Source organism: Oerskovia sp. NPDC060287, from assembly GCF_042726775.1.
Lineage (GTDB): Bacteria > Actinomycetota > Actinomycetes > Actinomycetales > Cellulomonadaceae > Oerskovia > Oerskovia merdavium.
The window spans coordinates 1-26,418 of record NZ_JBHXBO010000028.1 but is presented as its reverse complement, the minus strand read 5'-3'; the positions used below and the strand labels follow the sequence as shown (position 1 = coordinate 26,418).

Below are 26,418 nucleotides of genomic sequence, written 5' to 3'. Positions count from 1 at the left end.
TATGTTTATAAGAGACAGGTGTGAGCCGGGTCGCGTGGAGGGGTGCCGAGAACGGGGTTGCGGTCGTTCTGACGTGCAGAACGACCACAACCCCGTCCTCGGCAGGGCGGGGACTCAGCCCGCGGTCGGCTCGTCCGTGTGCTCGACGACGTAGCTGCGGCCGTCGGGACCCGTCACGTACTCGAAGCGCGTCTTGAGCTCGCGGTCGCGCTCGGCCTCGGCCGCGGAGACGCCGCGACCGGGCGAGCCCTGCTTCCCGACCTGGGCGGGGCCGAAGATCGGCAGGAACGTCTCGGTCATGCGCAGGCCCAGGGGGCGTCGTCGCTGCTTGTCGGCCATGCGCCTCTCCTCACGAGAACGGTGCAGTTGCATGGTGCACCAATGATTGGTGTACCAAGCATAGGCGAAGCCTGGCTACCATGGCGACATGACCACCTCGACCGAGAGCGCCGGACGCGCAGCCCAGGCACCCTCGACCGCTCCCCGCGAGGAGACTCCCGCCGCGGGCCGCGAGGGCTCCCGCGCTCCGCGCGACGGCTACGACCCCCTCGCGCTCGAGTCCCAGGTCTGCTTCGCGCTCTCCGCGGGGGCGCGCGCAATGGTCGCCATGTACAAGCCGCTGCTCGAGCCCCTGCGCCTGACCCACCCGCAGTACCTCGTGATGCTGGCGCTGTGGCAGGACGCGGCCGCGGGCGAGCCCACCACGGCGACCTCGCTCGCGGACCGGCTCCACCTGGACCCGGGCACGCTCTCGCCGCTCGTCCGCCGCCTCGAGGCCACGGGGTACCTCACCCGGTCGCGCAACGAGCACGACGGCCGCGTCGTCGACGTCACGCTGACCCCGGCCGGTCGCGAGCTGCGCGACCAGGCCGAGCACATCCCGCCCGCGATCACCGCGGCGACGGGCCTGAGCCTCGACGAGCTCGTCGAGGTCCACGCGGCGGCGTCGAAGGTCGTAGCTGCGGCGCTGCGGGCGGGTGTGATCTAGGCGTCCGTGACGCTGATCGACCCGTCCTGCCCGACGGCGAAGCGCACCTCGTCGAGCCCGCTCGCCCCCGCGTCGGGGGCCACGGAGGCTCCGGCGAGCTGCGCGAGCGTGTGCGTGCCCTCGACGACGAGCACCGCGCACCCGGCCGCACGACCCGCGGTCACGCCGGCAGGGGCGTCCTCGACCACGAGGCACCGCGACGGGTCGACGCCGAGCCGCTCGGCACCGAGCAGGAACGGGTCGGGGTCGGGCTTGCCGTGCGCGACGTCGTCGGCCGTGACGACGACCGCGGGCGGCACGAGGCCCGAGGCCGCGATGCGTGCCGCGGCGAGCGGACGCGTGCACGAGGTGACGATCGCCTGCCGGGTCGCGGGCAGCGACGCGAACGCGTCGACCGTGCCGGGCAGGATCCGCACGCCCTCGTTGTCGTTCAGCTCGAGGTCGTGGATCCGCTCGTACGCCTCCTCGACCTGGTCGACCGGCAGGAGGCGCGCGATGAAGGTGCGGGCGGGGGTGCCGTGCTCGATCTGGAACGAGTCGGCGTCCGGCAGCCCGTACTCGTGCGCCCACCGGCGCCAGTTGCGGTCGACGGCCGGCACGGAGTCGATCAGCGTGCCGTCCATGTCGAACAGGATCGCGTCGAACGTGCGCCCGGCGAACGCGGCGCCCGGCGTGGGGAGCACGGGAGGCTCGGGGAGGTCGGGGCCGGGTACGGGGAGGACGGACATGCCCCGAGGCTACCGGCCGTGCCGGGTCGCCCGACGGGTGTCAGGCGGCCCGACTATCGTGGGCGCGTGAGCACACCCGGTTACTTCATCTCGTTCGAGGGCGGCGACGCCGTCGGCAAGTCCACCCAGTCCCGCCTCCTGGGGGAGTGGCTGGGGGACCTGACCGGCCGCGAGGTCGTGCTGACGCGCGAGCCCGGGGGCACCGAGCTGGGTGTCGAGCTGCGCCAGGCCGTGCTGCACGGCCGGGACATGGACGCTCGCACCGAGGCCCTCATCTACGCCGCGGACCGTGCGCACCACGTGGCCCACCTGGTCCGGCCCGCGCTCGAGCGCGGCGCGGTCGTCGTGACGGACCGGTACCTCGACTCGTCCGTCGCCTACCAGGCGGGCGGTCGGGAGCTCGGTGTCGACGAGGTCGAGCTCATCTCGTTGTGGGCCGTCCAGGGGCTCATGCCGCACGTGACCGTCCTGCTGGACCTGGACCCGGCCGTCGCGGCCGAGCGCCTCCAGGGGAAGCCGGACCGTCTCGAGAGCGCAGGGCTCGACTTCCACCGCCGCACGCGCGAGGCCTTCCTGTCGCGCGCGGCGGCGGACCCGGAGCGGTGGGTCGTGATCGACGCGACCGCCTCGATCGAGGACATCCAGGCACAGATCCGTGTGGACCTCGCGGCCCGGCTCGAGCTGACGCCCGTGGTCGAGGAGGCAGAGGACACGGTCGAGGCGCTGCCCGACGATGGTTTCGACGACTCCGACTCCGCGATCGGCTACGCCCCGGACCTCGCGGACCTGCCGCTCACGCCTCCCGTGACGCACCCCGCCCACCCGGCCCCCGGCTCGGCCGAGCGGACGAGCGCCCCGTGACGGTCTGGGACGACGTCGTCGGGCAGGAGCACGCGGTCGAGCTGCTCTCGACCGCGGCCACCGACCCCGCGGCCATGACGCACGGCTGGCTCCTGACGGGACCGCCGGGCTCGGGCCGGTCGAACGCCGCGCGAGCCTTCGCGGCCGCGCTGCAGTGCGAGCAGGGCGGCTGCGGGGTGTGCCAGGCGTGCACCACGACCCTCGCGGGCACCCATGCGGACGTGACGGTCGTCGCGACCGAGAAGGTGACCATCGCGATCAGCGAGGTGCGTGACCTCGTGGGCGTCGCCAGCCGCCGGCCCTCGCAGGGACGCTGGCGCGTCATCATCGTCGAGGACGCGGACCGCATGGCCGAGCGCACCACCAACGTCCTCCTCAAGGCCATCGAGGAGCCACCGCCCCGCACGGTCTGGATCCTGTGCGCCCCCAGCCCGCAGGACGTCCTGGTGACCATCCGCTCGCGGTGCCGTGGCGTGGCGCTCCGGGTGCCTCCGGTCGAGGCCGTCGCTCGTCTGCTGGTCGCACGGGACGGCGTGGACCCGGTCGTGGCCGAGGCCGCGGCGCGCGCCGCGCAGAGCCACATCGGCCTGGCGCGCCGTCTGGCCCGGGACGGCAAGGCGCGCGAGCGCCGGTCCTCGGTCCTGTCGATCGCGCGCCGGATCCGTGGCGTCGGGGATGCCGTGGTCGCCGCGGGCGAGCTGGTCGAGGTCGCCCAGGCCGAGGCCAAGGCCGCGACCGAGGAACGCGACGCGGTCGAGAAGGCCGAGCTCCTGCGCGCGCTGGGCGTCGAGGCGGGCGGCGTCATGCCGCCCAAGCTGCGCTCGCAGCTCACGGACCTCGAGAAGGACCAGAAGCGCCGCGCGACCCGTCACCAGCGAGACGTCCTGGACCGCGCGATGCTGGACCTGCTCTCGCTCTACCGTGACGTGCTCGTGGTGCAGCTCGGTGCCCACGTGGACCTCGTGAACACCGAGCTCGCCGAGACCGTGCAGGCGCTGGCCGAGGACTCGACGCCCGAGCAGACCGTGCGCCGCATGGACGCGATCGGTGTGGCCCGTGAGCGCCTCGACGGCAACGTGGCACCGTTGCTCGCGCTCGAGGCCATGGCGATCGCCCTGCGCCCGCAGGGCTGACTCGATGGCCGAGCCGCAGTCCTGGGAGGGCCTCGACCGGCTCGCGCTCGCACTGCTCGTCGGCAGCCCGTACTCGGTGGACGGCGTGCCCACGCCCTTGGTGGCCGCGACGTGGCCGAGCGACGGGGAGTACTCCCGCAGGGCCGGTGCCGTGTGCGAGCGGGTCGTGGACATGGTCGGGGCGGGTCAGGTCTCGCTCCTGGACGTCCGGTACGCATCGGACCGGGCGACTGCCGCCGCGACTCGGCCGATCCCGGTCCACGAGATCGCCCGGGACGCGGTGAGACTGTTCCCGGCCCGGCCTGTGGATCCTGCAGCGGCTCGCGGCGACGTCCCGCACCTCTTCGCCGAGGAGGCCCTGGACCTGCTGATGTGGCCCGACGGCGCGTCGGCCGCTCCTGACGGCGAGGGGCGGCAGCGCCTGATCGAGGATCTCGGTCGGCTCCACGCCCTGAGTCTCGCCGCGAGCGCGGTCGGCTGTCCGGCCGCTGATCTCGACGTCGATCTCCTCGCGCTCCTCGACGTGCTCGCGAGCGCGCGCTTCGTCGGGGCCGAACCGCCCGATCCCGCCGTCTCGAGCGTGATGCTGCTGCTCTCTGCGGTCGCCGGCGCGGGGGAGGCGGACGTGCTCCTCGAGGCGGCCCGGGTGCTGACGTTCCTGGCGGGCCGGACCGGATGGGTGCCCTCCGCGAAGCCCTGGGTGTCACCCGCAGAACTGTTCGGGGCCGACGCCTGGCTCACGTGCCGTTGAGCGTCCCGCGTCTCAGACCGCAGATGCCTCGCGGGCCGCGGCGATCCGCTCGCCGTTGGCCTCGGACCAGGCGCGGATCGCGTCGACCGGGCCCAGGAGCGAGCGCCCCAGGTCCGTGAGCGAGTACTCGACTCGTGGGGGCACCTCGGCGTAGACGGTACGGGTCACGATCCCGTCGCGCTCGAGCGAGCGCAGCGTCTGCGTGAGCACCTTGGGGGTCACGGCACCGATCTTGTCGCGCAGCTCCCCGAACCGCAGGATCCCGGTCCGCAGTGCCATGAGGACGAGCAGCGTCCACTTGTCACCGAGGCGTTCGACCACGAGCCGCGACGGGCAGGTCGGGGAGAAGACGTCGGGGACCTCGTCGACCGTTCCCACAGTATCCATGAGGTAATAATGGCACGTTGAAGTCATTGGTACCCCTTGGATACCGTCAGGATCGACGCGACGCACCGGGCGTCGTCGGCACCCCGCAGGGGTGGGTTCGAGGAGGCTGACATGAAGGTTCTGCTGACGGGTGGCACGGGATTCATCGGGTCCGCGGTGCTCGCGGCGCTCACGGCGCGGGGGCACCGGGTGACCGCACTCGTCCGCAGCGAGGGGTCCGCGCGCACGGTCAAGGCTGCGGGCGCGACGGCTGTCGTCGCCGACCTCACCGACACCGCGGCGCTCGCCGCGCTGCTCGAGGACGCCGACGCCGCGGTCCACGCCGCGGCCGCGAGCGACGGCACGAGCCCCGCGATCGACGCCTCGGTCGTCGACGCGGTCCTCGCGACGTTCGACGGCACGGCCCGGCCGTTCGTCCACACGAGCGGGATCTGGGTCTACGGGAGCGGCGACGCGATCGCCGAGGACTCGCCCCTGGACCCGCCCGCGATCGTGGCGTGGCGTCTCCCGATCGAAGAGCGCCTGCTCGCTGCCGTGGCCCGGGGGCGCGTGGTCGCCTCGGTCGTCGTGCCGGGCATCGTCTACGGGCACGGCGCGGGCATCCCGGGGATCGTCGCGGGAGCCCCGCGCGGCGAGGGGCCCGACGGCGCGTCCCTCACCCTCGTGGGCAGCGGCACCCAGCGCTGGGCGACGGTCCACGTCGACGACCTCGCCGAGCTCTACGTGCTCGCGGTCGTCGACCTCACGCGTGCGGCGAGCCGGGCCGCGGGGCTGGGTGGCGCCGTCGGGCCGGAGAGCGACGACGCGACCCGTGAGCGCCTCGGCACCCCCTTCGCCGACGCCCTGCTGCTCGACCAGGGCGTCGCGGACGTGACGCGCTCGCTCGCCCTGGGCTGGAACCCTCGCCGCCCGTCGCTCGTCGAGGAGCTCGAGACGGGCAGCTACGCCCCCGCGGCCTCGCCGCGCTGAGCGTGGCCGGCCCGGCAGGGCGTCCACGCGGCGTTCATCCGATCGTCGCGCGGGCGCCCGGTGGGGGACATCGCGACGCAGCGGACCGGGGCTAGCGTCGCGAGCGACAAGACACCGGAACACCGGAAAGGGCACTACGACGATGACCCTCACTCTCACGCTCGTCCGCCACGGGCAGACCGTCCTCAACGCACGCCGCCACCTCCAGGGGGCGTGCGACTCGCCGCTCACGCGCACCGGGCGAGCCGGGGTGCGCGTGACCGCGCAGCACCTCGCACGCCACGACTTCGACACCGCGTACTCCTCGCCCCAGGGCCGCGCGGTCCTCACGGCCATGGAGATCCTGCGCCACCACCCCGACCTGCCCATCACGGTCGACGCCGACCTGCGCGAGCTGTCGTTCGGCTCGTTCGAGCGGCGACCCGAGCACGAGCTCGACGCGGTCGTGCCGTGGTCGGTGCTCGTCCCCGCGGTGCTCGCGGGCACGCACCCCGGGGTCGGCGGGGGAGAGCCGGGGGCCGAGTTCATGGCCCGGGTGCGTGGGGTGTTCGGGCGCATCGTCGCCGCGCACGACGACGCGTCGGTTTCGGGGGCCGGCATCGACCGCAACGTGCTCGTCGTCGGGCACGGGCTGACGCTCGGTGCCTACCTCGCGACGATCGACCCGACCGGGCTGGCGGCGCTGCCGAACGCCTCGGTCTCGACCGTCGAGGTCACCGACGGCGTCGCGCGCGTCGTGGCCGTGGGGGTCGACGTCGCGGGGCACGGGGCGGTCGCGGCGCGTCCCGCGCCCGTCTCCGCCTGACCGAGGCTAAGGAAGGCCCGGCGAGGGGCCAGTCCGGGGCTGGGGCCGGGCCGACCCGGGGCCGCCACGATCCCGGCGGCGTGCCCTCAGCGCCGCTGAGCCTGCGCGACGGTCGCGGCCGCGGTCTCGGTGAGCGAGAGCCCGTCCTGGTCGGCGCGGCGCACGAGCTCGTCGTAGGCCGCAGCCATGTCGACGCCGAGCTGGTAGGCCAGCACGCCCTTGGCCTGCTCGACCACGACCCTGCCCTCGAGTGCCCTGCGCAGGCTGGCGAGCAGGTCGACCTGGTCGACCTGGACCGGCTGGACGATCACGAGCGCTGCGACGTCGGCGAAGGTCTGAGCGAGCTGGCGGGCGGAGTCGTCGAGCGGGGCTTCCGTGGCGGCGAAGAGGTTGAGCCCGCCGATCGTCAGACCGTGCCACCGCAGGGGGAAGGCGTAGACGGAGCGGAAGCCCGCACCGGTGATCTCGGGGCCGATGCGCGGCCAGCGCCGGTCGACCTCGTCCTCCCCGACGACCTCGATCGACCGGCCCGTGCGGACGACGTCGACGCAGGGGCCCTCGTCGTGCTGGGCCTGGTAGAGCTCGAGCTCGGTCGTCCGGTGGGACGTGGCGCTCAGGACCTCGAGCAGGTCGTTCTCGCCCTGCAGCAGGAGACCGGCGGCGTCCGCGGGCACGAACCGGGCGCTGTCCTGCACGAGCTGGGCGAGCAGACCGGTGACGTCGTGGTCCTGCAGCAGGGCCGACGTCACGGCGGCCAGTGCCTGGGCGGACGTGCGCGGGTTCATGTCTCCTCGTTTCCTGGCGTCTCGTGCGAGACGATGCCGTCGGTCAGGTCGTCGTGCCGCGCGAAGTTCAGGCGACCCGTGATGATCGTCTCGGTGACCTGGTCGAGAGTCTGGGACTCGGCGTAGGCCGTCGCGCGCAGCAGCGCGAGGGCGTCCTCGGGGGCGACGCCGAGCTGGGCCACGACCATGCCCGTGGCCTGGTGGACGCGTGCGCGCTCGGGCCAGGTGGGGAAGGCCAGGGCATCGACCGAGTCCGGGTCTCCGAGCAGCGCGGCGCCCACGGCGTCGGCGAGGAACTGGGCGTCCTCGATGCCGTGCGCCAGCGGGCCGCGGACGGTGTAGAGCGTCAGGACACCGAGGGTCTGCCCGGCCGGACGCATGGGCACCGCGAAGAGCGTGACCGGCCCGGTGATGCCCTCGGCGAGGTCGCTGAACACGGGGAAGCGGGCGCTGTCCGACCCGTCGACGACCTCGATCACGGTCCGGCCCTCGGTGTAGGCGACCTGGCCTGGTCCCTCGCCCAGGACCTCCTGCAGGTCCTCGAAGCGCGCCGAGTTCCCGTTCGAGGTACTGACCGTGAGCCGCTCGGGCGTGGTCGAGGACAGCGTGAGCGCCCCGCCGTCGGCCTGCAGGATCTCCACGCACGCCCTGCACAGCCGCACCGCGAGCGGCGCGGACGTGTCGCCGCGCGCGAGCGAGCGCGCGAGCAGCCCCAGCATCACTGCCTTGCCGTCCATGTCGCACCCGCTCCCGGTCTTGTTCTGCTCCTTCCAGTCTTGCATCGTTCGGACGTTCCGGACCCGCACCTCGCGACCGTGAGATCGCAGGTCGTGGCTGTGTGCGTGCCCAGTGGGGCCACCTGCGAGGCCTGGGCAGGGGAGAGGGACTCCTCTATCGTGGAGAGAGGTCGAGACGAGGCCGTGGAGTTCGTGCCCGCGTACGCGGGCAAGGTGCGAGGTCCTGCGATGTTTCCCAAGATCGAGACGTTCCACGAGGACAGCCGGTGGAAGAACCGCCGGGCCGGGACAGCCCAGGTGTTCGCGGTGTTCGACACCAAGGCGGAGGCCGTGCTCGCCGGGCGCGACACCGCACTGCGTGAGGGGGCCGAGCACGTCGTGCGAGACGCGGGCGGGCGCATCGAGCAGATCATCTTTCCGGGACAGCGGCCGTGGGCGGGCACAGGCTGAGCCGCGCACCCGTCCTCGGGCGCGGGCCACCGCACCGCCGGGTGCTTCGGGCGACGAGGTGGGATGCTGGGGAGGTCGTGGGCCCGTAGTGGGGTGTTCGCAGGGAGAATCGACGTGACACAGGACAGAGGAGTGGGGGGCGACCGCAGTCTCGAGGCGGTCCTGCTCGCCGGGGGGCCGCAACCGGTCGCGAGGTACGTCCTGGACGTGCCGTCACAGAAGTGGTGGTGGTCGGACGAGCTCTTCGAGATGCACGGGTTCGCACCCGGTGAGGTCGTCCCGACGACAGCCCTCATGCTCGCCCACAAGCACCCCGACGACCTCGCTCGGGTCGAGGACGTGCTGGCCGACGTCACCAGCACGGGCGCCCCGTTCAGCTGCACGCACAGGATCATCGACGCCAGGGGGCGGACGCGGGTCCTGGGGGTCGTCGGACAGGGGGACGTCGACGGGGTCTCGGGGCAGGTGACCCGGGTCGTCGGGTACTTCATGGACCTCACCGAGGCCCAGGAGGCGCTGGTCCAGGAGCAGGCGACACGAGCCATCAACGCCTCGGCCGAGCGCAGGGCCACGATCGAGCAGGCCAAGGGGGCCCTGATGGTGGTCTACGGGCTCGACGACGACGAGGCGTTCGAGATCCTCCGGCACCACTCGAGCATCACGAACGAACCCGTCCGCGACCTGGCCGCGAGGCTCCTGGGCAGCTTCGTCGGTGGCCCGGCGGGGACCTTTCCCTCGCGCGAGGACCTCGACCACTTCTTCGAGACCCCTCGCCAGGCCCGGCAGGGCCGCTCGGCGCGCTGAGCGCGCGGGCCGCGCTCCGTCGTCGGCCGCGTCACCGGGACGCCGCGCCGGTGCCGGTCAGTCAGGCGCCGACGACGCCGCTCGCCGCGAGCGCGCCACGTCGCCGAGGATCACGGCGAGGAGCACGCCGTTCGAGACCCAGTTGATCGCGAGCGGGGACAGCACCGGGTAGGTCGCGTAGAGCAGCCCGAGGGCCGCGACGCCCGCGACGTGCGGCAGCGACCAGGAGCCGCCCGTCGCGCGACGGAACAGGGTGTTGCCCACCAGGTAGACCATTCCCGCGCCGCAGATCAGCCCGGCCGTCCACGGGTCGGCGTGGCCCGAACCCTCGTGGCCGAGCGGGTGCAGCAGGACCAGCTCGTCGGCCACGGCCGTGAGCACGATCCCGACCACGAGCAGGTACGGCACGTAGGTGTAGGCGGTCTGGGCGATCATCCCGGTCGACGCCGACCCGGCGAAGTACGCGGTCGCGCGCCGTTCCGAACGGTCGAAGTACAGCAGCCACATGAGCACGGTCGAGGCGAACGCCGCGAGGAACGCGAGGACCACGGTCGCGGTCAGCTCCAGGTCGCCGAACGCGGTGCCCGTGACGATGATCGACTCGCCCAGGCTGATGATGATGAACAGGCCGACGCGCTCGGCCATGTGCTCGCCCCGCACGACCCACGTCGACGGGTCGGTGGGGCCCAGCACGGGTACCCGGAAGAGTGCTCGCGGTCCCGAGTAGTCGATGAGCACCGCGACGATCCACAGGATCAGGCGCCACGAGTCGTCGGGTACCAGGGCACCCGCGACCCAGAAGACGCCCGACGTGACCTGCCACACCGTGATGCGCACGAAGTTCGTGCCGTTCTCGGGCCAGTGCCGGTGGAGCGCGTACGTCGTCCAGGCCGAGCGCCCCACCTGGATCGCGACGAACGTCCCCGCGAACAGCAAGGCCTTCTCGCCGAACGCCTCCGGGATGGCGCTCGACATGAGCAGGCCCAGCAGCATGAGCACGAGGAGCATGGTCCGCACCGGGAGGCGCTCGGGGTCGAGCCAGTTGGTGACCCACGTGGTGTCGATCCACAGGTACCAGACCGCAGCGCCCAGGATGAGCGTCTGGACGAGGGTGGTGCCGTCGGGGTGGGCGATGAGCGAGTGCGAGAGCTGGGTGACCGCGAACACGAACACGAGGTCGAAGAACAGCTCGATGTAGCCGACCTTGTCCGAGTCGTGCCCGTGCCCGTGACGCAGGACGTCGGTGCGCATGCCCCACGTGCCCGGCGTGCGGGCGTCGGGCCGGCGGGTGCTGGGAGCGCTCATGGGCGCGATCCTCGCACGCCGCGTGGGCGGCGGCGCGCGCTCACTCGACGGTGAACGCCTTGCCCGGCCAGTAGGCCCACTCCTCGAAGTCCGCGACGCGGCCGTCGTCCGCGAAGCGCAGGATCCACAGGTCCCGGTACTCCTGAGGTGAGGGGCCGCCGTAGCGGACCTCGAGCCGCACGACGGCCGTGGCCCCCTCGACCGCGACGGGCGCGGCCGTCAGGGTGAACGTCTCCCCGGCGTCGACGAGCCAGAAGTCCCGGATCTCGCCGTGACCGTGCAGGGGCTCGTCGTAGGGCGAGCGCGCGTAGCGGGCGTCCTCGGTGAACAGGGCCTCGACCGCGCGCAGGTCCTCGTCGCGCCAGGCCGCCTCGTACGCCGCGACCCAGGTCATGACGGCCTCGTGGTCCATGCGTGCCTCCGCTCGTCGGTCCCTCGACCGTAGTCCGGGCCGCGCGCGCCCGCATTCGCCTGGTCGTGGGGGCTCGGTCCCCGGCACAATGACTCTCGGCGGGCCCGGTCCTCGCGACGCGCGCGCCACCCGACGAGAAGGAGACCCGGCATGGTCGGCACGACAGCGGTCCTGGGCATGACGGCGGTCGCCCTGGGCATGGTCCTGACACCTGGGCCCAACATGGTCTACCTGGTCTCGCGCAGCATCAGCCAGGGCTGGCAGGCGGGCATGGTCTCGCTCGCGGGGACCGCGACAGGGTTCGTCGTCTACATGACCCTGGCGAACGTCGGGCTCGCGGCGGTCTTCGTCGTGGTGCCGTGGCTGTACGTCGGCCTCAAGGTTGCCGGTGCGTGCTACCTCCTCTACCTCGCGTGGAAGACGCTGCGCCCGGGCGGGCGCTCCCCGTTCGAGGCGCAGGACCTCCCGCGCGACTCGCGCGGGACCCTCTTCCGCATGGGCCTGCTCACGAACCTGCTCAACCCCAAGGCCGCGATCATGTACCTCGCGCTCATCCCGCAGTTCATCGACCCGACCGCGGGCAGCGTCATGGGGCAGGGGTTCGTGCTGGGCGGCGTGCAGATCGGGGTGAGCATGGTCGTCAACGCGGGGATCGTGCTGGCCGCGGGCAGCATCGCGGTGTTCCTGCGCTCGCGACCCACGTGGATGCGCTGGCAGCGTCGCGCGACCGGCACGCTGCTGGGCGCCGTGGGGGTCAAGCTCGCGATCGACGCACCTGCCCCGGCGACGGCGTGAGGACGCGCCGCGACGAGTGGGTCGTGGACAGCGACGGTCTCGCCGACGAGGAGCGGGTACGCACGACGCGCGAGGTCCTCGCCGTCTTCGCGTCCGACGTTGCCGAGGCGGCGTTCGACGTCGTGACACCGGACGGGCCGACTCCGCCGGGCTACACGGACGCTGCGAACCTCCTGCGCCACCGGGCGGGCGGTCCCGTCGAGGTCCCGGGGTACTGGATGTTCGACCGCGCGCCGGTCGACGACGAGATCTGGGCCGCGGTCCTGACCGTCGCCCCGTCCTCGTACTTCGTGGACCTCTACGGCCCGCAGGGCGGGGCGCCGATCGTCTCGCTCGCCGACGAGGCGACGTCGTCGGTCGTCCGGGCGACCGGGGAGCGGCTTGCCCAGGTCCAGCGGGTCGTCGGCAGGGACCGGCTGGTCCCCCTCGCGGAGTGGCGTGCGCGTCGCCGTGCGGCCCGCAGCGAGGCCCGACGGCGCCGCTCACCGCACGGGTCCCCCTCGCCCCGGTCCTGACCAGGGGAGAGGTGCGGTGACGCGCGGCGGCGCGTTCCGCCGTCGGGCAGGGGCTCATGTCCCTGACGACGGCCGCGCCCGCTGGTGGCACCTCGACGGTGCGAGGGGCAAGCTCACGACCCTGAAGAGCTCCCTGCCGCGACGGGTGACGGTGCCAGGTTCTGACGGTGGCCTGCGCGTCTCGTCGCGATAGCGGGTTCGCGCAGCGACCGCGACCCCAGCGCGAGGAGGGGCGCTGCGAGCGTCGCCGCTGCCACGAAGAGCGCGACGCCCGTCCACCCGGCGTGCACCCACGCGACGCCCCCGAGCCAGCCGAGCAGGCTCGACGCCGCGTAGTAGAAGACGTTGTAGAGCGACGTCGCCTGCGCCCGCCCCACGACCGCCCGGTGCCCCACCCACCCCGACGCGACCGCGTGCGCCCCGAAGAACGCCGCGGTCAGGACCACGACGCCCACCAGGATCACGGGCAGCTGAGGGGCGAGCGTCAGGAGCGCCCCCGCGCTCATCGCGGCCCCCGCCGCCGCCAGGACGCGGCGGCGCCCCCACCGGATCGTCAGGCTCCCCGCGAGCCTCGACGACACCGTCCCGCCCAGGTAGGCGAAGAACACGAGCGACGTGATCGCAGGCGACAGCAGGTAGGGCGGGGCCTCGAGGCGGAAGCCCAGGTAGTTGTAGACCGTCACGAACCCGCCGATGACCAGGGCGCCGTTGGCGTACAGGACGAGCAGGCCGCGGTCGCGCAGGTTCGCGGTCACCAGCGCGCCCACCTCGCGCAGGCTCGCGCCGCCCGGCGAGAAGCCCCGTGCGCGGGGCACGAGCAGCACGAACGCCACGGTCGCGACCGCGCACAGCGCCGACACCGCTGCCAGGCCCACGCGCCAGCCCGCCGCCTCGGCGACCGCGACCGCGATCACCCGCCCACCGAGACCGCCCACCGACGCCCCGCCCACGAACAGCCCCGCGACCACGGCCGTGCGCGCGGCGTGGACCTCCTCGTGCAGGAGCGTGACGGCCAGCGCGGGCACCCCGCCCAGCGCAGCCCCCTCGAGGAAGCGGCCCGCGACGAGCAGCTCGGTCGTGGGCGCGAACGGGGCCAGGACACCCAGGGCGCTCGCGGCCACGAGCGCGGCCCGCATGGCGCGCACGCGTCCGACACGGTCGGCGACCACGGACCAGGGCAGGACCGCGAGCGCGAGACCGAGCGTCGGGGCCGAGACCGTGAGCGAGGCCGTCGGGGCCGAGACGCCGAGGCCGGTCGCGACCGCCGGGAGGACGCCCTGTGGCGAGTAGAGCTGCGCGAACGTCGCGACCCCCGCGCACACGAGCGCCACGACCGTCCGGCGGTATCCCCGGGAGCCGCGCCGGTGGCCCGTCCACGCTGCGGGCGGGAGGAGGGCGGGCGCCAGGGTCGTGGTCATGAGCCCGACGCTAGGAAGCGCCGACTCTTGCGTCCAATGCATGTCTTGCGGTCGACGCATACGCTCGACGCATGGATGTCGCCCTCGACGAGCAGACCCGCCGCCTCCTGCCCCTGCTGCCCGCGTTCGTCGCGGTCGCTGAGGTCGAGCAGGTGACCCTCGCCGCCGCGATGCTGCGGGCCCCCCAACCCACCGTGTCCCGGGCGGTCGCCCGAGTCGGGGAGGTGCTGGGCGTCCCCGTCGTCGAGCGGCACGGACGCGGCATCCGCCTGACCGACGCGGGCCGCGCCCTGCTGCCCCACGCGCGCCAGGCGCTCGCGGCCCTCGGCGCGGGCGTCGACGCGGTCCGATCGTCCGAGGCGCTCGCGCGCGGCACCCTGTCGGTCGCGTTCCAGACGTCGCTCGGCGAGTCCGTGGTCCCGGCGCTCATCAAGGAGTTCCTCACGGGGCACCCCGCGGTTCGCTTCACCATGACGCAGGGGGCGCGCAGGACGTGCCTCGACGCGCTCGCCGCGGGCGAGGCGGACATCGCCCTGGTCTCGCGCCTCGTGCCGGCCCCGCCCGGGCTCGACACCCTCACGCTCTTCCAGGAGCCGCTGGTCCTCATGGTCCCGGCGGGGCACGAGCTCGCAGGGCGTCCCAGCGCCTCGCTGCAGGACGCTGCGCGCTCGACGTTCATCACGCTCAAGCACGGGTACGGCCTGCGCGGGACGGTCGACGCGCTGTGCGCGGCCGCGGGCGTGCGCCCGACCATCGGGTTCGAGGGCGAGGACCTGCACACCGTCCGCGGGCTCGTGGCCGCGGGACTGGGAGTGAGCGTCCTGCCGCCCGCGCGTCACGCCGTCCACGAGGGCGTCGAGCTCCGCCTCGACGAGCCCGTCACGACGCGCGACATCGGCGCGGCGTGGTCGCCGCAGAACACGTCGCCCACGCTGGCCGCGTTCGTCGCGATGCTCCGGGCGGGGACGTCGGTCGCGGGGGCGCGGGCCGTCGGGGCGCCCGACGGCGGAGCGCCCTCGCGCTGAGGCCTCGCCGTGGTCCCCGGCCGCGGAGGTCGTTCCCGGGTGAACTGCCGGGTGTGATCCGCGTCGCTCCCGGTGTCGCGGGGCAAGAACGACGGGCCGCGCGACATGATGTGGGTGACGGGTGACGCCACCGCGGGCCCGCGACGATGCCTCGAAGGAGTACCGCCCATGACTTCCCTGCGCCGCCTCGCCCCCGCCGTCTCGCTCGTCGCGCTCCTCGCGCTCACCGCGTGCGGCACCGACACCGACTCGGGCGGCACGACGCCCACCGAGGAGAGCAGCAGCGCCGAGGAGACCACGCCGGCCGAGGAGACGCCCGAGGCTCTGCCCGACGCAGCCGACCTGACGATCGAGGCGGGGGCCAACGGGGTCGACCTGCCCGACGGTATCGACGCACCCTCGAACGGCGGCACGGGGGCGGCCTGGACCGCCGAGGACGGCTACCTGTACGTCGTGACGTTCGGGTCGAGCACGTGCCCGACCGTCGCCGAGGGCGAGGCGACCCTCGAGGGGAGCGACGTCGTCGTGACCTTCGAGAAGGTCGAGGACAACAAGCCCTGCACCATGGACATGCGCGCCTGGACCACGGTCGTCAAGGCGCCCGAGGGCGTCGACGAGTCGGCCGACGTGACCGTGAAGCTGGACGAGGCCGGGTCGGTCGTGCTGACCCCGCGCGCCGCAGCGGGCCAGGTCGGCGAGGCCGCGTGGGTCGAGCAGTCCTGACCTCCTGACGGCGCCGGCGGGCGGCACGGGCCGCCGCCCGTGAAGTTCGCGTGAAAGGGCTGGGTGCGGGGCCTCGAACGAGGTCCCGGCCCAGCCCGACCCGTTACCGTTGCCGGGTGAAGACGCCCTCCCGCCGCACGTCAGCGCTGTCCGCTGCGACGCTCGCCCTCGCCCTGCTGCTCGGCGCGTGCGCCCCCTCGCCCAAGGTGCAGAGCCCCGCACAGACTGCGTCGTCGGGTTCGACGGGAACCGGGGAGGAGGTGCCCGCAGAGCTCGCCGAGTTCTACGGCCAGACCCTCCAGTGGGAGGACTGCGGTGGCGGGTTCGAGTGCACGACCGCGATCGCACCGCTGAGCTGGAAGGACCCCGAGCAGGGCACGATCGAGCTCGCGCTCAAGCGGCTGCCCGCCGAGGGCGAGAAGATCGGGTCGCTGCTGACGAACCCCGGGGGGCCGGGCGGCTCGGGCGTCGAGTACATCACGAGCGCCGCCGCCGGGATCGGGGAGCCCGTGCGCGAGGCCTACGACCTGATCGGGTTCGACCCGCGCGGCGTCGGGTCCTCGACGCCCGTGGTCTGCCTCGACGACGCGGCCAAGGACGAGTCGCTCTCTCGCTCGTTCGAGGACAGCGACGAGGGGCGCGCCGCGATGGCCGCCGACCTCAAGGCATGGGCCGACGCGTGCGCCCAGAACACCGGAGACCTCCTGGGCAACGTCGACACCCAGAGCGCCGCGCGCGACATGGACATGCTGCGCGCGGTCCTGGGGGACTCGACGCTCAACTACCTCGGCTTCTCCTACGGGACCCAGCTCGGCGCCACCTACGCGGGCCTGTACCCGGAGAAGGTCGGGCGCATGGTGCTCGACGGCGCGATCGACACCACCCTGTCCTCCGACGAGATCGGGGCGCAGCAGGCCGTCGGCTTCGAGAACGCCCTGCGCGCCTACGTCGAGGACTGCCAGGGCGGCAAGGACTGCCCGCTCACGGGGACCGTCGACGACGGCATGGCGCAGATCCGCGCGTTCCTGGACCAGGTCGGCGAGCGGCCCCTCAAGACGAGCAGCGACCGACGCCTGACGCAGACGCTCGCGTTCTACGGGATCGCGCTGCCGCTCTACAACAACGAGAACTGGTACGCGCTGACGGCGGCCCTCGACGCCGCGATCAACGGCAACGACGGCACCATGCTGCTGAGCTTCGCGGACCTCTACAACAGCCGCAACGCCGACGGGACCTTCAGCGACAACTCGGCCGAGGCCTTCCGGGCCGTCAACTGCCTCGACGCGCGCGGCAACCCCGACCCCGAGTTCATGAAGGAGCAGGCCGCCCAGATCGAGGAGGCCGCCCCGACCATGGGCTCGTTCTTCACCTACGGCGGCATGGCGTGCGTCGACTGGGCCTACCCGGTCGCGGACCAGGAGTTCGACCTGCACGCCGAGGGTGCCGCGCCCATCGTCGTGATCGGGACCACGAACGACCCCGCGACCCCCTACGTCTGGGCCGAGGGCCTGGCCAAGGCGCTCGACTCGGGCGTGCTGCTCACGTGGGAGGGTGAGGGCCACACGGCCTACGGCCGCTCGAACGCGTGCCTCGAGGACGCCGTGGACGCGTACCTGGTCGACGGAAAGGTCCCCGAGGACGGGAAGGTCTGCTGAGCGGGCGTTCCGGGGCTGACCTGTCGTGGCCGGCTCGGACTCGGGCTGGCTCCGGTAGGCCCCGGCGGGCTCCTGAGGGGCCCGCTCGGCGCCGTCGCGGAGGTCGGTTTGTCTCGACGCCCTCGCGTTGGGTACAGTAGCGACGCTTGCTGAAACGGAGCGCCGCAAGGCGGGACGTCCGGTACGCGCCGCCTTAGCTCAGTCGGTAGAGCGTCTCACTCGTAATGAGAAGGTCAACAGTTCGATTCTGTTAGGCGGCTCAGACAAGAAGGCCCGAAACCTCGACGGTTCCGGGCCTTCTGCGTTGTCCGGGCAGGTGCTCTGGACCTGCTCGGGGCTACAGGCAGCCGCCCGCGACCCAGTCGGAGTTGGCGGCCGCGAAGTCGGGGTCGGCCGTGGGGTGCAGGACCCGCATGAGGACGACCTGCTCCGGCGTCCCTGCCGGCTGGAGCCCGTCCTTGTCGCCCTGGGTCTCGAAGACCAGGTAGCCGTCGGGGCCGGCGAGCCACCAGACGTTCGAGACCGGTCCAGGGGTCCCCGCGACCAGGTTCGGATAGGTGGCCTTCAGCGTCGCCAGATCCGTGCCGATGCCGACCCCCTCCGCGGTGCGAGGGCCCGCCTGGAGGACGTCGATCCAGACGACCCCTGAGTCGGTGACCTCGACGGCGGACGGGTATCCGCCGTCGGACCCGGGGTAGGTCGTCACCCACCGGCCGGGATCGCCGTCACCCACGGTCGCGCACGCGTCGGGCGACCACCGGATCATCGCGGCCCCGGGGTTCGACTCCGGCGGGACGCCGATCGCGAGAGGGCCGAGGCCGGAGGTGCTGATGACGAGGTCCTCGAACGCAGGGAGCGGCTCAGCGGCTGCGGACTCGTCGTCCGCCGGAGCATCCGCGGTCGGTGAGGGGGGCGCGGCGCTCGGTGTCGCGGTGCTTCCGGACGGGGTGTTCGACGACGGATCGTCCGCTGGTGGCTCTGGGCTGGCGCAACCGGCCAGCAACAGGGTGACGACCGAGGCGCCGACAAGGATGTGTGTGTGACCTCTCATGGTGCACATCCTTCTGTGCGGCCGTGCGCCGGGGCCAGCGTGGCGCACGACGGTGCAAGGTAACGATGCAGGATCGATACCTCCGCCGACCCGTCGAGACGGGTGACCGCAGCAGTACCTGGCGACGCCTGCCTGGCGACGTCTCGCCGGAGATCTCTCGACGCCGAGGTCCGTGAGGCCGCCGAAGCCTGGACGGAGGCGTCGCGCTGACGGACAGGGCGGCCCCGGCCCGACCCTCGCGAGCCACCACCTAGGCTTGTCCCATGTTCACCTTCGGCCGTCGTCGCCCCGTCACCTACGTCCTGGGCCAGCCGGTCAAGAGCTTCCCGGAGATCGCTCCCCAGGTCGAGCGCGGCAACATCCTGCGCATCACAGAGATCGGCGAGCCGGTCCTGCACACCCCGTGCCGTGAGGTGACCGAGTTCGGCACGCCCGAGCTCGCGCAGCTCGTCGACGACATGTTCACCACGATGTTCGTCGCGGAAGGCGTGGGCCTCGCGGGGCCGCAGGTCGGGGTGGACCTCCGGATCTTCGTCTACGACGTCGAGGACGAGAACGAGGACCGCCACGTCGGGCACGTCGTCAACCCCGTGCTCGAGGTCTTCGACGGCCCGGGTGACGAGATCGAGGAGAGCGACGAGGGCTGCCTCTCGATCCCCGGCGCCTACTCGCCGCTGGCCCGCCCCGTGAAGGCGACCGTCCGCGGGTTCGACCAGCACGGCAACCCCGTCGAGCTCACGGGCACGCACTTCTTCGGCCGTGCCCTCCAGCACGAGGCCCAGCACCTCGACGGCACCCTCTACTTCGACCACCTGGCGCCCGCCGCCCAGGAAGCCGTGATCGCCGAGATGCACCAGGAGCGCCCCGGCGTCCTGGAGGAGCGCCGCGAGCTGTCCGACGCCCTGGGCAAGGCTCCCGCCGAGTACCCGGCCGAGCCTCTGCGCTGAGAGCTGCCCGTCCGGGCGGGCCCCGCCCAGGTCGCTCGGCCGGCCGGACCGGGCCGGTCGAACCCGAACGCACGGAAGCCCCCGCCCCGGGGGCCGCAGCAGAGAGCTCTGCGGACGGCTCCCAGGCGGGGGCTCCCGTGCGTTCGGTGGGTCAGCCGCGCTGCACGCGACGGCCGACGAGCACCGCGCCGACGCCGGCGGCGAGCAGGGCTGCGGCACCGGCGGCGATCAGCATCGCGTTCGAGCCGGTGGCGGCCAGGCCGTCCTCCTTCTCCGCGGAGACCGAGTTCGACACGAGCGCGGCACCCTCGAGGTTCACCGGGTCGGCGGCGTCGGACACGGGGACCTCGGTCGTCTCGCGGGGGACGGTGATGGGCTCGTCGGGCTCGCCGTCTGCGGCCGGGGGCGTGGTGACCTCGTCCGGGCCCTTGGGGGTCCCAGGGACGGCGGGGCTCTCCTCGTCGGTCGGGAGCTCGGCGCCCGGGACCACGGGGACCAGCGGCGTGCCAGGCGTCTCGGGAGTCGTCTTGTCGGTCGTGCAGACGGGCTTCTGCCCGCCCTCTCCGAAGTGCTCGTCGTACTCGGCGACCTGGACCCAGGTCACGCAGTAGCCGTCGGGGAACGCGGTGGCGGCACCGTTGAAGTCGTAGAAGCTCGTGCCGATGTACTTGCCGGACGGCCGGTTGTTGAGCGACTCGAAGTGGGTGCCGAAGCTCCGAGACCCGGTCCCGTCGAGTGCCGTCGCCCGGTAGTTCACGTGACCGCCGTCGACGTAGGTCGTGCCCGTCGGCAGCGTCACGCCCGCGGCGGTCACGGTGTACGGGGTCGGGGCGTCGGAGCCGCCGGCGAACGCGATCGCGGGGGTGGCCGCGAGGATCGCTGTCGTCAGGAGTGCGACGGGTACTGCGCGCATCAAGGAGGACCTTTCCGGGGGGTGGGGTGCCCTCGGCTCAGGGGGTTCGAGCGGGGCTGGCCAGATACTGAACTGGACGGTTGTTCAGTTCACCGTACTCTTCCGACATGCCTGTCTCCACTACCCAAACCGGACATGTGAGCGTTAAAGGTACCGCTCACCCGGGTGAATGTGGAAGCGCTGCCAAACTGTTGGCAACCCTTCTGGTCCGGGGGGCCTCCGGGCCCTCGACACGGCGCTCGCCGCTCCCGCGCTGCCGCCTCGTCCGGGGCCCGCGCTCCGACGTCGGGCTCGGTGTCTGTGGCCCTGCCCGGTCAGGTGGGCGCCGCTCCAGGGCCGGGTGGACCGGCCTGCGCGCACGAGCGTCGCGGCGGTCGTGCGCCCCACGCGCGACGCGTCAGAGCGTCGCCAACCACTGCACGACGGCGGCGCTCACCGCCGCGTGGTCGTTCCGCACGTCGTGCGCCCCGGGCAGGCGCACCTGCGTGACAGGGCCGGGGATCGCCGCGACGTGCTCGTCGAACTCCTCGGGCGAGCCGAACGGGTCGGTCGTGCCCGACACGAACAGCACGGGCACCGTGAGCTGCGGGAAGTGGTCGACGCGCAGCTTGTCAGGCTTGCCCGGCGGGTGCAGGGGATAGCTCAGCAGCACGAGCCCGGCCGCGGGCAGGCCCTCGGCCACGGCGATCGAGCACATGCGCCCGCCGTACGACCGGCCGCCGAGCACGAGCCGGTCCGGCGCGAAGCCCTCCTCGGCAGCGAAGCGCCCGGCCTCCTCGACCAGGTGCGCGACGGCGACCGGCGCGCGGTCGGGCATGCGCTTCCCGGCGATCCGGTACGGGAAGTCGACCCGTCGAACGGGCAGCGGCGCGACGGCCTCCTCGACCGCGACGAGCGTCGGGTGGTCGCGACCGGCTCCGGCCCCCGGGGTGAGGAGGAGCCCGCCGACCGCTGGAGCTGGTGATCGCGTCATGGGTCCAGTCTCGCAGCGGCGGACAGGCCGGCGCCGAGCATGCGGTTGCCGTTCCTCGACCATGCGGTTGTCGTCCGGTTCCTGGGGATTCCGGACGACAACCGCATGCTCGGCCAGAAGGGCGGGGTCCGGGCGACCTTGAGGTGCCGACGAGCACGAGGTTCTGTGCGGTCGACCACGAGGTTGCGGTCGCTGACGTGCTCATTTCGACCGCAACCTCGTGTTCGGCACCGGAGAGGGCGCGCAACCTCGTGCTCGGCACCCAGCGGCCACAGCCCCGCGGCGCCGCTACAGCCCCGCGAGCAGCTCCTGCATCTCTGCGATCTCGGCCTCCTGCGCGTCGATGATGGCCTGCGCCAGCTCGCGCGCCTCGGGGTTCTCACCGTCGGCGAGCTCGGCCTCGGCCATGTCGACCGCGCCCTGGTGGTGCGCGATCATGCCCTCGAGGAACAGCCGCGAGACGGTCGCAGCGTCGGCGTCCTCGAGCGCCTGGATCTCCTCGTCGGTGAGCATCCCGTCCATGGAGTGGCCCGAGTGGTCGCCCGACGCCTCGGCGCCCCACTCCTCGAGGAACCCGTTCATGCGCTCGATCTCCGGCGCCTGTGCGCCCTCGATGCGCGTCGCGAGGTCGACGACCGCGGGGTCGACGCCGTCGGTGCCGAGCACGATCCGCGACATCACGAGCGCCTGCTCGTGGTGCGGGATCATCATCTGCGCGAACATCACGTCCGCGTCGTTCGCCGATGCGCCGGCGTCCGCGCCCGGTGTGCCCTGCGAGGTGTTCTCGCCCATGTCGTGGCCCTCCATGTCTCCTGCCGTGCCGTCGCCGGCGTCGGAGCAGCCCGCGAGGAGCAGCGTCGAGCCGAGCGTCAGGCCGATCGTGGCCCTGGTCAGGATGTGCTTGTTCATCGTTCGTCCCTCAGGTGTGTCGGTGTGCCGCGAGTCCTCGCGGCGGTGATGGCGTGCTGCGGCCCGCGAGGGGCCGAGCTCCTATCTCCGACTGATCCCGAGCGCGACGAGCGACGGCGGGCGCAGCGCCCACCCGAGCCGCCACCAGGGCACGACGACGCGCGCGAGGTGCGTGGCGCCGTCGGGCATGCGGCGCGCCGGCGCAGGGCCCGCGAGCGACACGAGCGCGACGAGCACCATGAGGCACATCGCCTCGAGCTCGCCGTGCCCCGTGCCCGACGGCGTGCCCTCCTCCGCGTCGACGTCGCCCGCTGCGTGGCTCATCGCGCGGTCGGCGGTGTGGCTCGCCGGGCCCGCCACGCCTGCCGCGATGGAGGGCGTCGTGCCGTGCGCCACGGGGCTGCCCGACATCTGGTGCATCCCGACGAACCCGCCGAGCAGCACCAGCATCCCGAGCAGCACCGCGGACCGCCGGACGGGGCCGGAGGTTCGCGGTGGCCGCAGGGCGGAGGACAGGACGGGCACGAGGATCAGGACGCTGCCACGCGAGCCGGGTCGAGGTCCAACCTGCGCAGGAGCTGCGCGTTGAGGGCCACGATCACGGTCGACAGGGACATGAGCAGTGCACCCACGGCCATGGGCATGACGAACCCGACCGGGGCCAGGACGCCTGCCGCGAGCGGCACGGACACCAGGTTGTACCCCGCCGCCCACCACAGGTTCTGCTTCATCTTGCGGTAGCTCGCCCGGGACAGCTCGATCACGGACAGGACCGAGCGGGGGTCGTCGCTCGCGAGGATGACCCCGGCCGACGCGATGGCCACGTCGGTGCCCGCGCCGATCGCGATCCCCACGTCCGCCTGGGCGAGTGCCGGGGCGTCGTTGACGCCGTCGCCCACCATCGCGACCTTGTGCCCACGGTCCTGGAGCTCGGAGACCTTGGCCCCCTTGTCGCCCGGGCGGACCCCGGCGAAGACCTCGTCGATACCGAGCTCGTCCGCGACCGACCGCGCCACGGCCAGGGCGTCGCCCGTGATCATGACGACGCGGATGCCGCGCCGGTGCAGCGCGTCGATCGCCTCGCGGGACTCGGGCCGGATCTCGTCGGCCAGGGCGAACGCGCCCAGGATCTCGGCACCGTCCGCGGACCCGCCGGCTGCGTCGTCCGAGAGGGCGAGCGCGTGCAGGACCGTCGCCCCACCGCCTTCCCACGCGGCGGCGTCGGGCAGGGGAGACAGGCCGTGCTCGTGCAGGAGCGAGGGGCCGCCCACCGCGATGCGACGACCGTCGACCAGGCCCGAGACGCCCACGGCCGTCGAGGACCGGAAGTCCTCGGCGCGCGGGACCCGCACGCCCCTGTCCGCGGCGGCGCCCACGATCGCACGCGCCAGCGGGTGCTGCGAGTCGGCCTCCACGGCCGCGGCCAGCGCGAGCAGGTCGTCCTCGCTGCCCGACGCGGCCCTCAGGTGCGTCACGACGGGCTCGCCCTTGGTCAGGGTGCCGGTCTTGTCGAACAGGACGGCGTCGACCGTGCGCATCTGCTCGAGCGCCATGCGGTCCTTGACGAGCACGCCCGCCTTGGCCGCGCGCTCGGTCGAGATGGACACCACGAGCGGGATCGCGAGGCCCAGCGCGTGGGGGCACGCGATGACGAGGACCGTGATGGTCCGGATCAGGGCGTTCTCCGGGGTGCCCCAGATGCTCCACGCGACCAGGGTCAGCACCGCGGCGCCGAGCGCGAACCAGAAGAGCCAGCCCGCGGCGCGGTCGGCGAGGCGCTGGGCGTGCGAGGACGAGGCCTGGGCCTCGGCCACGAGGCGCTGGATGCCCGCGAGGGCCGTGTCGTCGCCGACCGCGTCGACCTTGACCCGCAGCGCCTGGTCGGTCGCGACCGTCCCGGCCACGACGTGGTCGCCGACCGTCCGGCGCACCGGGCGCGACTCGCCCGTGATCATGGACTCGTCGACGTCCGCGGTGCCCTCGGAGACCACGCCGTCGGCGGGCACGCGCCCGCCAGGGCGCACGACGACGACGTCCCCCACCACGAGGTCCGTCGGGGACACCGTGGTCACCTGGCCGTCGTCGCCCACGCGCTCGGCCTCGTCGGGCAGCAGGGCTGCGAGCGACTCGAGGGCCGACGACGACTGCGCGAGCGAGCGCATCTCGATCCAGTGGCCCAGCAGCATGATGACGACCAGGAGCGCGAGCTCCCACCAGAAGTCGAGCTCGTGCGACAGGATCCCCAGGCTCGCGCCCCACGACGACACGAACGCGACCGTGATCGCGAGCGCGATGAGCAGCATCATCCCGGGCTTGCGGGCCTTGAGCTCGTCGACCGCACCCGTGAGGAACGGCCGGCCGCCCCAGACGAACATGATCGTGCCGAGGACCGGCGAGACCCAGGCGATGCCCGGCACGTCGGGCAGCGAGTAGCCGAGGATCGACGCGAACATCTCGCTCGCGAGGACCGTCGGGACCGCGAGCGCGAGCATGATCCAGAACAGGCGGCGGAACATCGCGACGTGGCCCGAGTGGTCGCCGTGTCCCGCGTGGGCCGAGTGGTCCGTGCCGGGCATCGCGGCCATGTCGTGGCCGGCGTGGTTCGCGTGGCCCGAGTGGTCGCCGTGGCTCGCGTGCGCCATGTCGTGGCCGGCGTGCGCGTCGTGGTGCTCGTGCCCCGGCGCGGTGACCGCCGCGGTGTGCGCGGTGTGGCCGACCTGGGGTGCCTGGCCCGGGCGGGCCCGGTCCGGTCGGCCGTCCCCTGGGTGGTCGTGACCGGAGTGGCCACCGTGCTCGTCGTGGTCCATGGGATTCATCGTCCCGTCCTTCCTCGTATCGCGCCGGGCGAGCCTTCGCTCGGCTATACCCCCCTGGGGTATCGACAACTCACGATCCTGCCGCAGCATTCCCGGTCCGTCAAGAGGGGACGGCGCGTCGTCCGCGCGCGACGCTCGCGGGGGCGTCCTAGCCTGGACGGACCGACGACGGGCGGAGCCGCCATGACCCTGGTCCTTCACGACGAGCTCTTCGACGCACAGCTCGTCCGCGCGCTCGCCTACGTCGCGCAGGGCGGCGCGGAGGTCGGCGAGTGCATCGAGACGGCCCGGCGCATCTCGCACAGCGACGGCGACCGGTGGTACGACGAGTGGTCGGCGACCGCTGCCCGGGTCGAGAAGACGGCTGAGGAGAGCGACATCGCGGGCCACACCGCGAGCGCCCGCCGGGCCTACCTCCGCGCATCGAACTACTACCGGACGGCCGGCCTCTTCCTCATGGGGGCACCCGTCGACGACAGGTTCCGGGAGAGCGCGCGCCGGCAGACCGACACGTTCCGCAAGGGGGCCGCGCTGCTCGACCTGCCCCCCGACGTGCTCGAGATCCCGTTCGAGGACGGGACGCTGCCCGGGTACTTCTACCGGGCGTCCGACGACGGGCGCCGACGCCCCACGGTCCTCCTCGTCGACGGCTACGACGGCACGGCCGAGGAGCTCTACTTCGCGAACGCGGTCGCGGCGCTCGAGCGAGGGTACGACGTCCTCGCGTTCGACGGTCCGGGGCAGGGCAGCGTGATCCTCGACCAGGGGATCCCGTTCCGGCCGGACTGGGAGACCGTGGTCACCGCGGTGGTCGACCACGCGCTGACCCTGGCCGAGGTGGACCCGCAGCGGATCGTCGTGCACGGTTGGAGCTTCGGCGGGTATCTCGCGCCGCGGGCCGCGTCGGGAGAGCACCGGCTCGCGGCCTGCATCGCCGACAGCGGACCGTACGACCTGTACGACACGGTCACCTCGAGGTTCCCGGCGCTCCTCGCCGGACACCTCGAGGACGACCACGGGGCTGCCCTCAAGGTCGTCGAGGCCACGTTGCACCAGCTCCTGAAGAAGACCTCGGCAGGGTGGGCGCTGCGCCGGAACCTGTGGGTGCACGGCGTCGACGACCCCATGGAGCTCATCAGGATGACGCGCGACTACACGATGCGCGGGCGCGAGCACCTGATCGAGTGCCCGACGCTGGTCTGCCGCACGGTCGGCGACGACCTCTCCGTGTCCGCGCGGACCCTGGCCGAGAACCTCGGCTGCCCCACCGAGTACGTCGAGCTCGGCCCCGAGGAGGACGTCACGGGTCACTGCGAGATGACGGGCCGGGCCGTGTTCCACCAGCGCGCGTACGACTGGCTCGACGAGACGCTCGGGTACGACGGCGAGCCGTCCGCCCCATGACGGCGCTCGACGACCGGGAGCCTCTTCGTCGCGACCACCGGGGCGGCATCCAGCAGATCCTGCGCTGACCTCCTGCCACCTGCCACCTGCCACCTGCCACCTGCCGACCACCGGCCGCCGAGCACGAGGTTGCGGCCGCTACCCGCCCGAGAACGACCG

At 73.1% G+C, this 26,418-nt stretch carries 28 protein-coding genes, 1 tRNA gene and 1 pseudogene; 16 read left to right on the top strand and 14 right to left on the bottom strand.

Annotated elements, in window-relative coordinates; translation table 11 throughout:
- Positions 1–114 precede the first annotated feature (114 nt).
- The gene (locus ACFWFR_RS04450; protein WP_056762982.1) at positions 115–339 is read right to left on the bottom strand and encodes a hypothetical protein; all 225 of its coding nucleotides are present in this window, start codon (positions 337–339) and stop codon (positions 115–117) included.
- An 88-nt stretch (positions 340–427) separates the two neighbouring features.
- Here ACFWFR_RS04450 and ACFWFR_RS04445 point away from each other — a divergent pair, with 88 nt between their 5' ends.
- A complete protein-coding gene (locus ACFWFR_RS04445) occupies positions 428–988 on the top strand; it encodes a MarR family winged helix-turn-helix transcriptional regulator (RefSeq protein ID WP_377621453.1) in 561 nt (186 codons plus the stop codon).
- Here the strand turns inward: ACFWFR_RS04445 and ACFWFR_RS04440 are convergent.
- Complete coding sequence (locus ACFWFR_RS04440) at positions 985–1,716, bottom strand: HAD-IA family hydrolase (protein WP_191800808.1); 732 nt, start codon at positions 1,714–1,716, stop codon at positions 985–987. The two genes, ACFWFR_RS04445 and ACFWFR_RS04440, sit on opposite strands and share 4 nt — an antisense overlap.
- Before the next feature lie 66 nt (positions 1,717–1,782).
- On the opposite strand from ACFWFR_RS04440, the pseudogene tmk reads away from it, so the two are divergent.
- The 3 genes and pseudogenes from tmk to ACFWFR_RS04425 all read left to right on the top strand — a co-directional run.
- A pseudogene (gene tmk / locus ACFWFR_RS04435) lies at positions 1,783–2,403 on the top strand (dTMP kinase); the annotation flags it as partial.
- Positions 2,404–2,573: 170 nt separating this feature from the next.
- Positions 2,574–3,710 carry a DNA polymerase III subunit delta' gene (locus ACFWFR_RS04430; RefSeq protein WP_377618409.1) on the top strand — a complete coding sequence of 379 codons (1,137 nt, stop codon included), beginning with the start codon at positions 2,574–2,576 and terminating at the stop codon, positions 3,708–3,710.
- Between the two features lie 4 nt (positions 3,711–3,714).
- Positions 3,715–4,461, top strand: coding sequence for a hypothetical protein (locus tag ACFWFR_RS04425; protein WP_377621450.1), 747 nt, complete (start codon positions 3,715–3,717; stop codon positions 4,459–4,461).
- Between the two features lie 12 nt (positions 4,462–4,473).
- Here ACFWFR_RS04425 and ACFWFR_RS04420 read toward each other — a convergent pair whose 3' ends face one another.
- The gene (locus ACFWFR_RS04420) at positions 4,474–4,848 is read right to left on the bottom strand and encodes a winged helix-turn-helix transcriptional regulator (protein WP_377618412.1); all 375 of its coding nucleotides are present in this window, start codon (positions 4,846–4,848) and stop codon (positions 4,474–4,476) included.
- Between the two features lie 111 nt (positions 4,849–4,959).
- Here ACFWFR_RS04420 and ACFWFR_RS04415 point away from each other — a divergent pair, with 111 nt between their 5' ends.
- Both ACFWFR_RS04415 and ACFWFR_RS04410 read left to right on the top strand, forming a co-directional pair.
- Positions 4,960–5,817 (top strand): NAD-dependent epimerase/dehydratase family protein, encoded by an 858-nt coding sequence (locus ACFWFR_RS04415; RefSeq protein ID WP_377621448.1) that lies wholly within the window; start codon positions 4,960–4,962, stop codon positions 5,815–5,817.
- Positions 5,818–5,959: 142 nt separating this feature from the next.
- Positions 5,960–6,622: a histidine phosphatase family protein gene (locus tag ACFWFR_RS04410; protein WP_377621446.1), complete on the top strand. Its 663-nt coding sequence runs from the start codon at positions 5,960–5,962 to the stop codon at positions 6,620–6,622.
- Between the two features lie 86 nt (positions 6,623–6,708).
- On the opposite strand, the gene ACFWFR_RS04405 is transcribed toward ACFWFR_RS04410, so the two are convergent.
- Both ACFWFR_RS04405 and ACFWFR_RS04400 read right to left on the bottom strand, forming a co-directional pair.
- Positions 6,709–7,407: a GAF and ANTAR domain-containing protein gene (locus ACFWFR_RS04405; protein WP_377621445.1), complete on the bottom strand. Its 699-nt coding sequence runs from the start codon at positions 7,405–7,407 to the stop codon at positions 6,709–6,711.
- Entirely contained in the window at positions 7,404–8,189 is a 786-nt protein-coding gene (locus ACFWFR_RS04400; RefSeq protein ID WP_377621443.1) for a GAF and ANTAR domain-containing protein, read from the bottom strand. The genes ACFWFR_RS04405 and ACFWFR_RS04400 overlap by 4 nt, the downstream gene beginning before the upstream one ends.
- Positions 8,190–8,372: 183 nt before the next feature.
- Here ACFWFR_RS04400 and ACFWFR_RS04395 point away from each other — a divergent pair, with 183 nt between their 5' ends.
- Positions 8,373–8,594, top strand: a complete 222-nt coding sequence (locus ACFWFR_RS04395) for a DUF2188 domain-containing protein (RefSeq protein ID WP_377618421.1) — start codon at positions 8,373–8,375, stop codon at positions 8,592–8,594.
- A gap of 207 nt (positions 8,595–8,801) precedes the next feature.
- Entirely contained in the window at positions 8,802–9,398 is a 597-nt protein-coding gene (locus tag ACFWFR_RS04390; protein ID WP_377621442.1) for a PAS and ANTAR domain-containing protein, read from the top strand.
- A gap of 57 nt (positions 9,399–9,455) precedes the next feature.
- On the opposite strand, the gene ACFWFR_RS04385 is transcribed toward ACFWFR_RS04390, so the two are convergent.
- Together ACFWFR_RS04385 and ACFWFR_RS04380 are read right to left on the bottom strand one after the other, a co-directional pair.
- Entirely contained in the window at positions 9,456–10,703 is a 1,248-nt protein-coding gene (locus tag ACFWFR_RS04385; RefSeq protein WP_377621440.1) for a low temperature requirement protein A, read from the bottom strand.
- A gap of 40 nt (positions 10,704–10,743) precedes the next feature.
- The gene (locus ACFWFR_RS04380; RefSeq protein WP_377621438.1) at positions 10,744–11,115 is read right to left on the bottom strand and encodes a YybH family protein; all 372 of its coding nucleotides are present in this window, start codon (positions 11,113–11,115) and stop codon (positions 10,744–10,746) included.
- A 150-nt stretch (positions 11,116–11,265) separates the two neighbouring features.
- Here ACFWFR_RS04380 and ACFWFR_RS04375 point away from each other — a divergent pair, with 150 nt between their 5' ends.
- Both ACFWFR_RS04375 and ACFWFR_RS04370 read left to right on the top strand, forming a co-directional pair.
- Positions 11,266–11,910: a LysE family translocator gene (locus tag ACFWFR_RS04375; protein ID WP_377621436.1), complete on the top strand. Its 645-nt coding sequence runs from the start codon at positions 11,266–11,268 to the stop codon at positions 11,908–11,910.
- Positions 11,911–11,933: 23 nt separating this feature from the next.
- Positions 11,934–12,425, top strand: a complete 492-nt coding sequence (locus ACFWFR_RS04370; RefSeq protein ID WP_377621434.1) for a hypothetical protein — start codon at positions 11,934–11,936, stop codon at positions 12,423–12,425.
- 113 nt (positions 12,426–12,538) lie between these two features.
- On the opposite strand, the gene ACFWFR_RS04365 is transcribed toward ACFWFR_RS04370, so the two are convergent.
- Complete coding sequence (locus ACFWFR_RS04365; RefSeq protein ID WP_377621432.1) at positions 12,539–13,843, bottom strand: MFS transporter; 1,305 nt, start codon at positions 13,841–13,843, stop codon at positions 12,539–12,541.
- A gap of 71 nt (positions 13,844–13,914) precedes the next feature.
- Between ACFWFR_RS04365 and ACFWFR_RS04360 the strand changes: the two genes are divergently transcribed.
- From ACFWFR_RS04360 to ACFWFR_RS04345, 4 genes are all read left to right on the top strand, one after another.
- Positions 13,915–14,868 (top strand): LysR family transcriptional regulator, encoded by a 954-nt coding sequence (locus ACFWFR_RS04360; protein ID WP_377621430.1) that lies wholly within the window; start codon positions 13,915–13,917, stop codon positions 14,866–14,868.
- 168 nt (positions 14,869–15,036) lie between these two features.
- Positions 15,037–15,591 carry a hypothetical protein gene (locus ACFWFR_RS04355; RefSeq protein ID WP_191800830.1) on the top strand — a complete coding sequence of 185 codons (555 nt, stop codon included), beginning with the start codon at positions 15,037–15,039 and terminating at the stop codon, positions 15,589–15,591.
- 116 nt (positions 15,592–15,707) lie between these two features.
- Positions 15,708–17,246: an alpha/beta hydrolase gene (locus ACFWFR_RS04350; protein ID WP_377621429.1), complete on the top strand. Its 1,539-nt coding sequence runs from the start codon at positions 15,708–15,710 to the stop codon at positions 17,244–17,246.
- A gap of 187 nt (positions 17,247–17,433) precedes the next feature.
- Positions 17,434–17,506, top strand: a tRNA-Thr gene (locus ACFWFR_RS04345).
- Between the two features lie 77 nt (positions 17,507–17,583).
- Here ACFWFR_RS04345 and ACFWFR_RS04340 read toward each other — a convergent pair.
- Positions 17,584–18,297, bottom strand: coding sequence for a hypothetical protein (locus tag ACFWFR_RS04340; RefSeq protein WP_377621427.1), 714 nt, complete (start codon positions 18,295–18,297; stop codon positions 17,584–17,586).
- A 263-nt stretch (positions 18,298–18,560) separates the two neighbouring features.
- Here ACFWFR_RS04340 and def point away from each other — a divergent pair, with 263 nt between their 5' ends.
- Positions 18,561–19,244 carry a peptide deformylase gene (def, locus tag ACFWFR_RS04335; protein WP_377621425.1) on the top strand — a complete coding sequence of 228 codons (684 nt, stop codon included), beginning with the start codon at positions 18,561–18,563 and terminating at the stop codon, positions 19,242–19,244.
- A gap of 151 nt (positions 19,245–19,395) precedes the next feature.
- Here the strand turns inward: def and ACFWFR_RS04330 are convergent, their stop codons facing one another.
- The 5 genes from ACFWFR_RS04330 to ACFWFR_RS04310 all read right to left on the bottom strand — a co-directional run bounded on the left by ACFWFR_RS04330 (position 19,396) and on the right by ACFWFR_RS04310 (position 24,846).
- Positions 19,396–20,157 (bottom strand): hypothetical protein, encoded by a 762-nt coding sequence (locus tag ACFWFR_RS04330; protein ID WP_191800834.1) that lies wholly within the window; start codon positions 20,155–20,157, stop codon positions 19,396–19,398.
- Between the two features lie 397 nt (positions 20,158–20,554).
- Complete coding sequence (locus ACFWFR_RS04325) at positions 20,555–21,130, bottom strand: alpha/beta family hydrolase (RefSeq protein ID WP_377621423.1); 576 nt, start codon at positions 21,128–21,130, stop codon at positions 20,555–20,557.
- A 288-nt stretch (positions 21,131–21,418) separates the two neighbouring features.
- Positions 21,419–22,039 (bottom strand): DUF305 domain-containing protein, encoded by a 621-nt coding sequence (locus ACFWFR_RS04320; RefSeq protein WP_377621422.1) that lies wholly within the window; start codon positions 22,037–22,039, stop codon positions 21,419–21,421.
- An 81-nt stretch (positions 22,040–22,120) separates the two neighbouring features.
- Entirely contained in the window at positions 22,121–22,564 is a 444-nt protein-coding gene (locus ACFWFR_RS04315) for a hypothetical protein (protein ID WP_377621420.1), read from the bottom strand.
- Positions 22,565–22,569: 5 nt separating this feature from the next.
- Positions 22,570–24,846: a heavy metal translocating P-type ATPase gene (locus ACFWFR_RS04310; protein WP_377621455.1), complete on the bottom strand. Its 2,277-nt coding sequence runs from the start codon at positions 24,844–24,846 to the stop codon at positions 22,570–22,572.
- A 192-nt stretch (positions 24,847–25,038) separates the two neighbouring features.
- On the opposite strand from ACFWFR_RS04310, the gene ACFWFR_RS04305 reads away from it, so the two are divergent.
- Complete coding sequence (locus ACFWFR_RS04305; RefSeq protein WP_377621418.1) at positions 25,039–26,259, top strand: alpha/beta hydrolase family protein; 1,221 nt, start codon at positions 25,039–25,041, stop codon at positions 26,257–26,259.
- Positions 26,260–26,418: the final 159 nt, after the last annotated feature.

Excerpts from the sequence above, each read along its gene's own strand:
- ACFWFR_RS04400 (WP_377621443.1), bottom strand. The coding sequence starts at position 8,189 with ATGCAAGACTGGAAGGAGCAGAACAAGACCGGGAGCGGGTGCGACATG.
- ACFWFR_RS04415 (WP_377621448.1), top strand. The coding sequence starts at position 4,960 with ATGAAGGTTCTGCTGACGGGTGGCACGGGATTCATCGGGTCCGCGGTG.
- ACFWFR_RS04330 (WP_191800834.1), bottom strand. The coding sequence starts at position 20,157 with ATGCGCGCAGTACCCGTCGCACTCCTGACGACAGCGATCCTCGCGGCC.
- ACFWFR_RS04325 (WP_377621423.1), bottom strand. The coding sequence starts at position 21,130 with ATGACGCGATCACCAGCTCCAGCGGTCGGCGGGCTCCTCCTCACCCCG.
- ACFWFR_RS04420 (WP_377618412.1), bottom strand. The coding sequence starts at position 4,848 with ATGGATACTGTGGGAACGGTCGACGAGGTCCCCGACGTCTTCTCCCCG.
- ACFWFR_RS04380 (WP_377621438.1), bottom strand. The coding sequence starts at position 11,115 with ATGGACCACGAGGCCGTCATGACCTGGGTCGCGGCGTACGAGGCGGCC.
- ACFWFR_RS04425 (WP_377621450.1), top strand. The coding sequence starts at position 3,715 with ATGGCCGAGCCGCAGTCCTGGGAGGGCCTCGACCGGCTCGCGCTCGCA.
- def (WP_377621425.1), top strand. The coding sequence starts at position 18,561 with ATGTTCACCTTCGGCCGTCGTCGCCCCGTCACCTACGTCCTGGGCCAG.
- ACFWFR_RS04395 (WP_377618421.1), top strand. The coding sequence starts at position 8,373 with ATGTTTCCCAAGATCGAGACGTTCCACGAGGACAGCCGGTGGAAGAAC.
- ACFWFR_RS04360 (WP_377621430.1), top strand. The coding sequence starts at position 13,915 with ATGGATGTCGCCCTCGACGAGCAGACCCGCCGCCTCCTGCCCCTGCTG.
- ACFWFR_RS04365 (WP_377621432.1), bottom strand. The coding sequence starts at position 13,843 with ATGACCACGACCCTGGCGCCCGCCCTCCTCCCGCCCGCAGCGTGGACG.
- ACFWFR_RS04375 (WP_377621436.1), top strand. The coding sequence starts at position 11,266 with ATGGTCGGCACGACAGCGGTCCTGGGCATGACGGCGGTCGCCCTGGGC.
- ACFWFR_RS04320 (WP_377621422.1), bottom strand. The coding sequence starts at position 22,039 with ATGAACAAGCACATCCTGACCAGGGCCACGATCGGCCTGACGCTCGGC.
- ACFWFR_RS04385 (WP_377621440.1), bottom strand. The coding sequence starts at position 10,703 with ATGAGCGCTCCCAGCACCCGCCGGCCCGACGCCCGCACGCCGGGCACG.
- ACFWFR_RS04450 (WP_056762982.1), bottom strand. The coding sequence starts at position 339 with ATGGCCGACAAGCAGCGACGACGCCCCCTGGGCCTGCGCATGACCGAG.
- ACFWFR_RS04445 (WP_377621453.1), top strand. The coding sequence starts at position 428 with ATGACCACCTCGACCGAGAGCGCCGGACGCGCAGCCCAGGCACCCTCG.
- ACFWFR_RS04310 (WP_377621455.1), bottom strand. The coding sequence starts at position 24,846 with ATGGACCACGACGAGCACGGTGGCCACTCCGGTCACGACCACCCAGGG.
- ACFWFR_RS04405 (WP_377621445.1), bottom strand. The coding sequence starts at position 7,407 with ATGAACCCGCGCACGTCCGCCCAGGCACTGGCCGCCGTGACGTCGGCC.
- ACFWFR_RS04440 (WP_191800808.1), bottom strand. The coding sequence starts at position 1,716 with ATGTCCGTCCTCCCCGTACCCGGCCCCGACCTCCCCGAGCCTCCCGTG.
- ACFWFR_RS04355 (WP_191800830.1), top strand. The coding sequence starts at position 15,037 with ATGACTTCCCTGCGCCGCCTCGCCCCCGCCGTCTCGCTCGTCGCGCTC.
- ACFWFR_RS04305 (WP_377621418.1), top strand. The coding sequence starts at position 25,039 with ATGACCCTGGTCCTTCACGACGAGCTCTTCGACGCACAGCTCGTCCGC.
- ACFWFR_RS04410 (WP_377621446.1), top strand. The coding sequence starts at position 5,960 with ATGACCCTCACTCTCACGCTCGTCCGCCACGGGCAGACCGTCCTCAAC.
- ACFWFR_RS04340 (WP_377621427.1), bottom strand. The coding sequence starts at position 18,297 with ATGAGAGGTCACACACACATCCTTGTCGGCGCCTCGGTCGTCACCCTG.